At 69.6% G+C, this 10,677-nt stretch carries 8 protein-coding genes; all 8 read right to left on the reverse strand.

What is annotated here, in order from left to right; translation table 11 throughout:
• Positions 1-38: 38 nt before the first annotated feature.
• Positions 39-1,829: a family 2A encapsulin nanocompartment cargo protein cysteine desulfurase gene (locus EV691_RS10470; RefSeq protein WP_242672687.1), complete on the reverse strand. Its 1,791-nt coding sequence runs from the start codon at positions 1,827-1,829 to the stop codon at positions 39-41.
• Positions 1,804-2,736 (reverse strand): family 2A encapsulin nanocompartment shell protein, encoded by a 933-nt coding sequence (locus EV691_RS10475; protein WP_131302854.1) that lies wholly within the window; start codon positions 2,734-2,736, stop codon positions 1,804-1,806. Before EV691_RS10475 ends, EV691_RS10470 begins: the two co-directional genes overlap by 26 nt.
• Before the next feature lie 119 nt (positions 2,737-2,855).
• Positions 2,856-3,791 (reverse strand): serine O-acetyltransferase EpsC, encoded by a 936-nt coding sequence (gene epsC / locus EV691_RS10480; RefSeq protein ID WP_131303038.1) that lies wholly within the window; start codon positions 3,789-3,791, stop codon positions 2,856-2,858.
• A gap of 120 nt (positions 3,792-3,911) precedes the next feature.
• Positions 3,912-4,433, reverse strand: coding sequence for a rhodanese-like domain-containing protein (locus EV691_RS10485; RefSeq protein WP_131302852.1), 522 nt, complete (start codon positions 4,431-4,433; stop codon positions 3,912-3,914).
• Positions 4,434-4,668: 235 nt separating this feature from the next.
• Positions 4,669-5,514: an FHA domain-containing protein gene (locus EV691_RS10490; RefSeq protein ID WP_131302850.1), complete on the reverse strand. Its 846-nt coding sequence runs from the start codon at positions 5,512-5,514 to the stop codon at positions 4,669-4,671.
• A gap of 57 nt (positions 5,515-5,571) precedes the next feature.
• Positions 5,572-7,311, reverse strand: a complete 1,740-nt coding sequence (locus EV691_RS10495; RefSeq protein ID WP_131302848.1) for a serine/threonine-protein kinase — start codon at positions 7,309-7,311, stop codon at positions 5,572-5,574.
• 15 nt (positions 7,312-7,326) lie between these two features.
• Entirely contained in the window at positions 7,327-8,127 is an 801-nt protein-coding gene (locus EV691_RS10500; RefSeq protein WP_131302846.1) for a PP2C family protein-serine/threonine phosphatase, read from the reverse strand.
• 179 nt (positions 8,128-8,306) lie between these two features.
• Entirely contained in the window at positions 8,307-10,301 is a 1,995-nt protein-coding gene (locus EV691_RS10505; protein WP_131302844.1) for a sigma-54-dependent Fis family transcriptional regulator, read from the reverse strand.
• Between the last annotated feature and the right edge of the window lie 376 nt (positions 10,302-10,677).

Here is a 10,677-nt window from a genome sequence, read left to right on the forward strand (position 1 = left end):
GAAAGCCCCCGGCCGTGCGGCCGGGGGCTTTCTTCGCTTCAGCGCCGGGTCGCCAGACGCTGCACGGTACTCACCAGCAGATCGATCTCCTCGAAGGTGTTGTAGAACGCCAGCGACGGCCGCACCGTGGTTTCCACCCCGAAGCGGCGCAGGATCGGCTGCGCGCAGTGGTGGCCGGAGCGCACGGCGATGCCCTCGCGGTTGAGGGCGGCGCCGACCTCCTCGGTGCGGTAGCCCTGCAGCACGAAGGACAGCACGCTGGCCTTGTTCGCCGCGGTGCCGATCAGCCGCAGGCCGGGAATCCCCGCGAGCCCCTGGGTGGCGTATTCCAGCAGCTCGTGCTCGTAGCGGGCGATCCGCTCCAGGCCGATGCGCTCGACGTAGTCCAGCGCCGCCCCCAACCCCACCGCGTCGGCGATGTTGCCGGTGCCGGCCTCCAGCCGCGCCGGCGCCTCCTGGTAGAGGGTCTTCTCGAAGGTCACGTCGGCGATCATGTTTCCGCCCCCTTGCCAGGGGGGAAGCTCGTCGAGTAGCGCCTTCTTGCCGTAGACCGCGCCAATGCCGGTCGGCCCGAAGATCTTGTGCCCGGAGAACACGAAGAAGTCCGCGTCCAGCGCCTGCACGTCGACCTTCAGGTGCGACACCGACTGCGCACCGTCCACCAGCACCCGCGCACCGGCGGCATGCGCCAGGGCGATCACCTCGGCCACCGGCGTGACCGTGCCGAGGGCGTTGGACACCTGGGTGATGCTCACCAGTCGGGTGCGCGGGCCGAGCAGCCTGGCGTACTCGTCGAGGCGGATCTGCCCCGAGTCGTCCACCGGGATCACCTTGAGCTTCGCGCCCACCGTGTTGGCCAGCAACTGCCAGGGCACGATGTTGGCGTGGTGCTCCAGGTGGGAGACGATGATCTCGTCCCCCTCGCCGATGAACTGGCGGCCGAAGGTGTTGGCCAGCAGGTTGATGCCCTCGGTCGCCCCGCGCACGAAGACGATCTCCTCCGCTGACTTCGCGCCGAGAAAGCGCGCTACCTTGTTGCGCGCGCCTTCGTAGGCATCCGTCGCCCGCGCCGCCAGCTCGTGGGCGGCGCGGTGGATGTTGGAGTTCTCGTGCTCGTAGAAGTAGCTCAGGCGGTCGATCACCGCCTGCGGCTTCTGCGTGGTGGCGGCGTTGTCGAACCATACCAGCGGCCTGCCGTTGACCCGTTCGGCGAGGATCGGGAAGTCCCGGCGGACCGCCTGCACGTCGAAACCGCTGCGGACCTGCGGCTGGACGACGGGCTCGGGCGCCTTCTCCAAACCCGGCGCGACCCGGTCGAGGAAATAGAACTGCCCGGCCCCCTGCCCCGCCGGTGCCGCCGGGGCGGACGGCTCGGCGAGGATCGAGCGGAGGATCTCGCCCAGCACGTCGACTCCCGGCACCGCGAGGCTGTCCGGCTCGACAGGAACCTCCGCGAAGCGCTGCGGCTCGCCGGCATGGGCACTGCCCTCGCCAAGGAAGTAGTACGGCGAGGACGGCGCGCCTCCGGCCGACGGCGCCAGGCCGCCAGCACTCGGGAACACCGAGGGCAACGCCGCGGCGTAGGCCTCGGGCGAGCCAAGGTCCAGACCGTCGGCGATGCCCGCCGGCGGCGCTTCCCGGGCCTGCGCCGTGGAGACGGCCGGGGCGAGGTCGCCGGACGGCGCGCCGGGACGCACCAGAGCGCCGCCCGGCAGGCTGGCGAAGAAGGCGTTGGCCAGCTGCGCCAGCCCCGCCACGTCCGGCAGGCCGGCCGGCGCCGGGGCGTCCACCGGCTGCGACGGATTACTTATAAGTGGCCGGATAGTCATGGTACTTGTCGACCTCCACGTCATCGAGCACGGCCAGGGCATCCTCGGTCAGCACCGCCAGCGAGCAGTACAGCGAGATCAGGTAGGAAGCGATGGCGTTGCGGTTGATGCCCATGAAGCGCACCGACAGCCCCGGGCTCTGCTCGCCGGCCACGCCGGGCTGATACAGGCCGACCACCCCCTGGCGCTTGTCGCCGACGCGCAGCAGGAGGATCTTGGTCCGCCCATCCTCGTCGAACGGCACCTTGTCCGAGGGGATCAGCGGCAGGCCGCGCCAGGTCAGGAACTGCGCGCCGAACAAGCTGACGGTGGGCGGCGGCACGCCGCGACGGGTGCACTCGCGGCCGAAGGCGGCGATGGCCAGCGGGTGGGCGAGGAAGAACGCCGGCTCCTTCCACACCTTGGTGATCAGCTCGTCGAGATCGTCCGGGGTCGGCGCGCCGCTCAGGGTGGAGATCCGCTGGCTGGGGTCGACGCTGGCCAGCAGGCCGTATTCAGGGTTGTTGATCAGCTCGTTTTCCTGACGCTCCTTGATGGTTTCGATGGTCAGGCGCAGCTGCTCGCGGATCTGGTCGTGCGGGCTGCTGTAGAGGTCGGAAACCCGGGTGTGCACGTCGAGGATGGTGGTCACCGCGTTGAGGAAGTACTCGCGCGGCTGCTCCTCGTAATCGACGAAGGTCTGCGGCAGCGCCGCTTCGTCGCGCTGCGAACAGGCGACCTGCACGTTCAGCGGGTTCTTCACCCGGTTCAGGCGGAAGATGCCCGCCTCCACCGGCGTCCACTGCAGCAGGTGCACCAGCCAGCGCGGGCTGATGGTGGAAAGCTGCGGGACGGTCTTGGTCGCGTTCGCCAGCTGGCGGGCAGCGCTGTCGCCTAACGCCTGGCGTATATCTTGATATTCGGTCATGAATCACTCCAGAAAGATGCGAATAGGTGCCAGGGCCGAAAGGTTCGTCGTCATGACTACCTCGCGTTGCTTGGCGGGTGTTGCAGGGATGTGCAGGGTCTAAGGGTTCGTCGTTACGACTACCCCGCGTTGCCTGGCTGGTGTTGCAGGGTCGCCTGGGTGACGTTGCTGCCCGGAGGCACGCTGCGGGTCAGCCAGACGTTTCCACCGATGGTGGAACCCTTGCCGATGGTGATGCGCCCGAGGATGGTGGCCCCGGCGTAGATCACCACGTCGTCTTCGACGATGGGGTGGCGAGCCTGGCCCTTGAGCAACTGGCCGGACTCGTCGACGGTGAAGCGCTTGGCGCCCAGGGTCACCGCCTGATAGATGCGCACGCGGTTGCCGATCACCGCGGTCTCGCCGATCACCACGCCGGTGCCGTGGTCGATGAAGAAGCTGTGGCCGATCTGCGCCCCCGGATGGATGTCGATGCCGCCGGCCGAATGGGCGATCTCCGCGGCGATCCGCGCCAGCAGCGGCACCCCGGCACGATACAGACGGTGGGCCAGACGGTGGTGGATCACCGCCTGAACGCCCGGATAGCAGAGCAGCACCTCGTCCAGGCTGCGCGCCGCCGGATCGCCCTGGTAGGCGGCGATCACATCGCTGTCCAGCAGCCGGCGCAACTCCGGCAACGCGGCGCCGAACTCGCGGACAATCTGCACCGCACGGGCCTCCAGGTCCGGCTCGCGCTGCCCGCACTGGCGGGCGACGTAGTGCAGTTCCAGGCGCACCTGGCCGAGCAGGGCGTTCAGCGCGCTGTCGAGGGTGTGCCCGACATAGAAATCCTCGCTCTCCTCGCGCAGCTCGCTGGGTCCCAGGCGCATCGGAAAGAGCGCGCCGCACAGCGCGGCGAGAATCTCCGCCACGGTCTGCCGCGAGGGCAGTTCGCGGCCACCCAGCTCGCGCGTCCGGCCACAGCGCTTGCGCCAGTCGTCGCGGGCGGTGCGCAGCTCCTCGACGATCTGCTCCAGTTGCCAGTTCACCGGCCGGGGCGCGGGCGCCTCCGGCATGTGCGAGACGCCGTCGAAGACGGCCTTGGGTTTGTTGGACATGAAGAAATCCTGCCGGCCGCGGAAACGGCCGGTGCTGAACGGGGATGACGGGGGAAGGAAGTGTCGGGAAGGTGCGGCTCAGTCCTGCACCCAGGGCAGCCCCCAGAGCCGCCAGCCGCCGCTTTCGCCGCGCTGCCGATGGGCATCGAGATCACCCTCGAAACCCTCCAGCACGTTGAACACCTGGGCGAAGCCGGCAGCCGTAGCCGCTGCCGCGGCCGCCGCGGAGCGCTTGCCGCTGCGGCAGAGCAGCACCAGCACGCCGTCGCGGCCGGCCCGGCTTTCCAGCTCGCGGAGGAAGCGCGGATTGCGCACCAGCGTCGGGCCGGTCTGCCAGGCCACGTGCAGGCTGTCCGGCACGCGTCCGACGAACTTCAGCTCCTCGGCGCTGCGCACATCCACCAAGGTCGCCGCGCCAGCCTGCAGCAGTGCCCAGGCCTCCGGCGGATAGAGACTGCCGGCATAGCCGAGGCCATCAGCAGTGGCGCGGGAACGGGCCCGGGCGAGCAGCTCCGCCGGACTGGCGGCGAGTACGGCGGACAGATCGACGGGACGCCGGATGTCTTCGGCGACATGCGGGGCTGGGGCGGCGGCTGGCATTGGGGACTCCTCCGGTTGACTGGTCGAGGCCCGGCAGCCGATCCGCCGCACCACGTTGGGGACTACTCTATGCCGCCTTTATATTCCAAAAAAATAACTTGTTATTTTATTTATAAAACTTTTTGGAATAAAAATACCATCGTGCAGGCGACGCCAGGCAATCAACGTCGGCCTGGTGCCTATCGGCCGGCCCGCCGGGAGTAGCCGCGCGGCAGGTTGCGGGGCGCCAGCAGCCCTACCGAAAGACCATCACCAGCCCCGCCGCCAGCGCCAGCAGCGCCCCGCCGATCAGCAGTCCCAGCGCCAGCGGGCTGGAGTCGGCCTTCGCCTCGGGCTGGGGCGCGGCGGCCGCCTGGGCGGCGGCGTGCAGGGGATTGGCGACGGGGGTGCGGCCGCTCGCCCTGGGTTTCTCCTGTCTGGGCAGGTCGACCGCCGCCATGAACAGCGTGGCGTCCTCGTCCTCGGTCTGCGGCACTTCGACCTTGGGGCCGATCACCAGCAGGGTCACCGAGCCCATGCGCACCTGGTCGCCGGGCTGCAGGACGGCGCTCTCGACCCGCTTGCGGTTGACGTAGACGCCGTTGGCCGAGGCCAGGTCCTTGATTTCCAGCACGTCGCCCTTGAGGAAGAACTCGCCGTGGCGGCGCGACAGTTCGGGATCGCCGAAGCACAGCTCGCAGCGGGTCGAACGGCCGAAGGTCATCGAGCCCTGGACGAGAAACTTGCGCCCCTCGTGCTCGCCCTGGATCACCTGCAGGAACCAGCGCTGCGCGGCCTCCGCCCGCGGTCTGGCCTTGCTCGGGTCGAGCAGCAGCAGCTCCACGGCGCCGAGCCGCAGCAGGTCGTCGGCGCGCAGCTGGTAGTGGCTGGCGATGCGCGTGTCGTTGACGAAGGTGCTGCCCTCGCTGTCGCAGTCGTGAAGGTAGTACTGGCCGTTCTGCTGGCGGATTTCCGCATGGAAGGCGCAGATTCCCGGATCGTCGAGGACCAGGTGGTTGCGCCGGTCGCGGCCGATGGTGAAGCGTTCCTCGACCAGCCAGACGGGTGCCTGGCGACCGTCTTTGAAGTTCAGCTTGAGCATATGCGGTATGAGCCCTGTTCTCGTGGCGCAGACTCGGTGGGGTGCGGCGACTGTCGGTCAGTTGCCGAATAGGTTGTTCCAGGCCCGCTTGATCGGGTTGCCGTTTTCGGCGGGCGGCTCGCTGGGCGGCGCCGACGTCCGCTGTACGGGCCGGCTGGACTGGGCCGCCCTGGCCGCGCGCGCCGAGGCCAGCAGCTCCCGGTGCTCGTCGCGCATCCTCAGCAGTTCGGCGTTTTCCGGCTCGGCCTGCAGCCCGCGCCCGATCATCTCCAGGGCGGCGGGGAAGTCCCGGCGCCGGTAGGCGCCGTTGGCCAGGTCGCGGTACTGGCTGGCGACGCGGTGCAGGCCGGCCAGGGCCTGCTCGTTGCTGGGCGCCCAGCCGAGGATCTGCCGGTAGTAGTAGACCGCGCTGTCGTCCTCGGGCGTCAGCAGGCGCTTGTCGGCGATGCTCTGCTCGGCGCGCGCCAGATAGCCGGCGATGCGCGCCTCGAGCAGGCGGCGCAGGCCGTCGAGGGCGCCGGCGTTGCCGGCGTCCAGTTCGAGGACCTGGCGGAAGTAATGCGCCGCGCTGTCCTGCGCCGGCTCCAGCAGCCGCCCCTCGCTCAGGCGCTGGTCGCCGAGGGTCAAGAGGCCGCCGATGTGCGCGGCCCGGACCCGCGCGAGTCCGGACTGGGCGGCCTGGCTGCGCGCATCCAGGCGCAGCGCCTCGCGGAAGTAGTGCTCGGCGCTGTCCTGCGCCGGCGCCAGCAGTTGCCCCTCGGCCAGGCGCCGTTCGGCCCTGGCGAGCAGGTCGTCGACTTGTTTCTGCTGCTGCCAGTGCTGCCAGAAAAGGCCGCCGCCGGCCAGTGCGCCGCCCAGCAACAGCACGCCGAGCACCGCCGCCGGCCAGCGCGCACGGCGCGACTGGCGCGGCGCGGGCCGGGCTGCCGGGGTGTCTTCTTCGATGCGGCTGGCGCTCAGCTGCAGGCCGGGGCCGAGGCGCGTCTCGTCGGGGTCGCCCAGTTCGAGCGCCTCCAGCGCCGCCAGCAGCTCCTGGCAGTTGGCGAAGCGCTGCTCCGGCTCCTTGGCGAGCATGCGTTCGAGCAGGCCGCGAAACGGCCCGAGCGAACCCGGCAGGCTCGGCAGCGGCAGCTGCACGTGGTTCATCACGGTCTGGGTGTAGTTGCTGCCGCGGAAGGGGTTGGCGCCGGTGAGCATCTCCAGCAGGATCACGCCCAGGCTGTAGATGTCGCTGCGCGCATCCAGCGGCAGGCACTGCGCCTGCTCCGGGCTGCTGTAGGCCGGGCTGCCGACGGCGATGCCGAACTGGGTCAGTTCGCTGTCGAGATCCAGATCCTTGGCCACGCCGAAGTCGGTGAGCACCGCGGTGCCGTCGCCGCGGAACAGGATGTTGGCCGGCTTCACGTCGCGGTGCACCAGCCCCTTGGCGTGCACCACCGCCAGGCCGCTGGCGATCTGCCGGACGATCTCCCGGGCCCGCTCCGGGGCGAACAGCTCGCCCTTGTGGCGGGCCAGGTCGCCGCCGGGCAGGTATTCCATGGCCAGGTAGTGGCGGCCGTCAGGCAACCGGTCGATGTCGTGGATGGTGATGATCGAGGGGTGGTGCAGGGACGCGACCAGATGCCCCTCGCGGATGAAGCGCAGGATGAAGCTCTGGTCCTCGGCCTTGCCCAGGACCTTGATCGCCACCTGGCGCTGCAGCGACTGCTGGGTGGCCAGGTAGACCGCGGCCATGCCGCCCTTGCCCAGCAGGCCATGCAGGCGGTAACCGGGAATATCAAGCACGCTGTCGTTCATGGAGTCGGGCGCCGATCATTTCTTTGCGGATTTCAAGAGTTTGCCGAGGAAGCTGCGCGGCTTTTGCGCCGCGGCCTGCACCGGCGGCGGCGAGGCCAGCCCGAGCGCGATGCAGGAGATGTTGTCGCTGCCGCCCATGCGGTTGGCGGCCGCGACCAGGTTGCCGACCAGGGCGTCGAGGGTGGCGGCGCGGGCGCACAGGCGCTGGATCTGCGCGTCGCCCAGCTCGCGGGTCAGGCCGTCGCTGCACAGCAGCAGCAGCTCGCCGTGGCCGAGGCGGCCCTGCACCAGATCCACCTCGAGCGCCTCGCCGCTCTGGCCGAGGCAGCGGGTCACCACGTTGCGCAGGGGATGCCGGCCGGCCTCCTCGGCACTCAGCCGGCCGGCATCGATCATCGCCTGCACCCAGCTGTGATCGTGGGTCAACTGCTCGATGGAGCCGGTGCCGATCCGGTAGGCGCGGCTGTCGCCGCCCCAGGCGAGCTGGAAATCCGCGCCGGAAAAGCGCACCGCGACCAGGGTGGTGCCCATGCCGCGCCGCCCCTCCTCGGCCTCGGCGGCGGCGAGGACGGCGGCATTGGCGGTCAGGACGGCGCTGCGCAGGTCCTCGCCACGGGCGATCTGCCGGCGCAGGGTTTCCAGCGCCAGGGCGCTGGCCACCTCGCCGCACCGGTGGCCGCCCATGCCGTCGGCGACCGCCCACAGACGCAGCTGCGGACAGCACAGCACGGCATCTTCGTTGTGCGTGCGCACCCGGCCGGCGGTCGTGAGTGCCGCGTATCCCAGGGCGGGATCGGAAGACGGAGCGATCGACATGGCGGTGAACGGTCTCGGTGGCGGCGCTGCGGCTGGAGCCGACGGGGTAAATGGCTATTCGCCAGTAGCATACTCTGCCGTCGACGCCCGGAAAGCCGCTGACCGGGCACGACGCCGGGAAGGTGAAGGAGCGCACAGTTTGCCGGGATGCCCCCTCCTTACGGCTCCGGCCACGGTGCTCAGTCGAGCCGTAACCGCTCGCCGGCTGCCGGCGCCCGGTACATGCCGTATTTCCTGAGCCGCAGGTACAGCGTGCTCTTGGCGATGCCCAGCGCCCTGGCGGCCTGGGTCAGGTTGCCACGGCTGCGCTCGACGGCCTGGCGGATGACCTCGCGCTCGGCCTCCTCGAGCTGCCCCTCGACCAGCCCGGCCGCCGCCCGTGCCGACTGGCGCAATTCGTCCGGCAGATCGTCGCGGGTCAGGCGGCATCCGCCCAGCAGCAGCATGCCCTCGAGAACGTTGCGCAGCTCGCGCACATTGCCGGGCCAGTCATGGGCCATCAGCGCCTGCAGGGCCTCGGGGTCCAGCTCCGGCAGCGCACGCCCATGCCGCTCGGCCTGGTGCCGCAGGATATGCCCGGCCAAGAGGGGAATGTCGTCGCGCCGCTCGCGCAGCGGCGGGATGCGGATGCTGGTGACCGCCACCCGGTAGAACAGGTCCTGGCGAAAACGCCGCTGCGCCACTTCCTCACGCAGATCGCGGTGGGTCGCCGCCACCAGGCGGAACTCGACCCGCCGCGGCGCGCACTCGCCCAGCCGGTAGATCTCGCCCTCCTCCAGCGCCCGCAGCAGGTGGCTCTGCAGATCCAGCGGCATCTCGCCGATTTCGTCGAGAAACAGCGTGCCGCCGTGGGCCGCTTCGATCTTGCCTTTCATGCCGCCGCGACGGGCGCCGGTGAAGGCGCCCTCGGCGTAGCCGAACAGTTCGCTGGCCAGCAGCTCGCGGGACAGGCTGCCGCAGTTGATGGCCACGAAGGGCCCCTCGCGACCGATCCCCGAATAGTGGATGCCCTGGGCGAACGCCTCCTTGCCCACGCCCGTTTCGCCCTGCAAGAGCACCGGCACATTGCAGCCGGCCAGTTGCTGCGCCTTGCGCAGCGCCGCGGCCATCGCCGCGCTGTTGCCCACCAGGCGGGCGAAGCCGGCTTCCCGCTCGCCCGGCACATTTGTGCGCGGATGGGGAGCGGCCAAAGAGCGCGAGGGACGGGACGGCAAGGGAATACGCAGCAGCGTGCCCAGCACCTCGCCCCGGCTCTGGACGGGCTGCAGCCAGTCGACGGGCAGCCAGCCCGGCAAGGGGCCGCTCGGGCGGCCGTCCAGCCCGAGTACGAGAGCCGGCAGCCGGCAGGTGCCGCGAATGTCGAGATCGATGCCCCGGGCCGCCAGGGCTGCCGGCCCATGCAGGTTGCTGCGGACCAGAAAGCCGTGGGGATCGAAGAGCAGCAGGCCTTCGTCGCGCGGGGCGACCAACTGCTCGACGCTGTGCTCCAGCAGCTGGTAGCGACTGGCCATTTCGTGCCTGGCCAGCGCCGACTCGATGCGCTGGGCGGTGGTCACCGCCAGGGCCAGGCTGTGGCGGCTGAAGCTTCGCGACTCGCCGGAGACATCCAGCGCGCCCAGCACATGCCCGTCGCGCGGGTCGCGGATGACCGTGGCGGAGCAGGTCCAGTGCTTGATGCCCTCGCAGAAATGCTCCGCCGCATGGATCTGCACCGGCTGGCCCAGCAACAGCGCAGTGCCGATGGCATTGGTGCCGCAGAGCCTCTCGTCCCAGGGACTGCCGGGCATCAGGTGGATGCGCTCGGCCCGGTCGCGCGCAGCGTAATCGCCGCCCGCCTCGATCACCATGCCTTCGCTGTCGGCCAGCAGCATGATGTTGCCGGTCTGCGCCATGAGTTCATGGGCCATGGCCATGACCGGCGCGCTGGCATCGAGCAGACGCCGGTGCCGATCGCGGAGGGCCTGAAGCTGAGCCTCGGTGAGCGGCTCCGGCGCCTGGCGCAGGCCCGGGTCGACCCGGCTGTCCAGGCAGCGCCGCCAGGACTGGTCGACTGGAGGACGCACCGCCACATCGCCGGGCAGATCCGCACTCCTGAGAAAATGCTGCCAGGCAGCCCTGATCCGTTGGTCATCCTCGGGACAGGAAAAGACTCCTTTCGGTATGAGCGAACTCATCAGCCATCACCCTTGATTGTTATTGTTCTTGGTTCGGCCGTGCGAGCGAAATGCCCACAGCGTCCTTACTGCGGCAGGCATCTGGAAACATGCAATGCCGTAGAAACTGCAAGGCATTCTAGACAGGAATCCATCCGCTCGAACCAGCAATCGCCTCGGGAATCGAGAGCGTGCGGACAGGCGGCAGTTGCTGGCGAATAAAGACCAGCGGCGGGATGCAGGCCCCGGGACGGGGCTTGACTCTGGTATCCAGCAACCTGTGCAAAGGTGAATATTGGTGATTGTGATGAACACCACCCGGCAGAGCAGCAAGGATGCATTTCGATGCACCTGACCCACAAGATCGCCCTGCGCCCGACTCCCGAGCAGGCGGACT

Source organism: Azotobacter chroococcum, assembly GCF_004339665.1.
Taxonomy (GTDB): domain Bacteria; phylum Pseudomonadota; class Gammaproteobacteria; order Pseudomonadales; family Pseudomonadaceae; genus Azotobacter; species Azotobacter chroococcum.

Excerpts from the sequence above, each read along its gene's own strand:
- EV691_RS10470 (WP_242672687.1), bottom strand. The coding sequence starts at position 1,829 with ATGACTATCCGGCCACTTATAAGTAATCCGTCGCAGCCGGTGGACGCC.
- EV691_RS10475 (WP_131302854.1), bottom strand. The coding sequence starts at position 2,736 with ATGACCGAATATCAAGATATACGCCAGGCGTTAGGCGACAGCGCTGCC.
- epsC (WP_131303038.1), bottom strand. The coding sequence starts at position 3,791 with ATGCCGGAGGCGCCCGCGCCCCGGCCGGTGAACTGGCAACTGGAGCAG.
- EV691_RS10485 (WP_131302852.1), bottom strand. The coding sequence starts at position 4,433 with ATGCCAGCCGCCGCCCCAGCCCCGCATGTCGCCGAAGACATCCGGCGT.
- EV691_RS10490 (WP_131302850.1), bottom strand. The coding sequence starts at position 5,514 with ATGCTCAAGCTGAACTTCAAAGACGGTCGCCAGGCACCCGTCTGGCTG.
- EV691_RS10495 (WP_131302848.1), bottom strand. The coding sequence starts at position 7,311 with ATGAACGACAGCGTGCTTGATATTCCCGGTTACCGCCTGCATGGCCTG.
- EV691_RS10500 (WP_131302846.1), bottom strand. The coding sequence starts at position 8,127 with ATGTCGATCGCTCCGTCTTCCGATCCCGCCCTGGGATACGCGGCACTC.
- EV691_RS10505 (WP_131302844.1), bottom strand. The coding sequence starts at position 10,301 with ATGAGTTCGCTCATACCGAAAGGAGTCTTTTCCTGTCCCGAGGATGAC.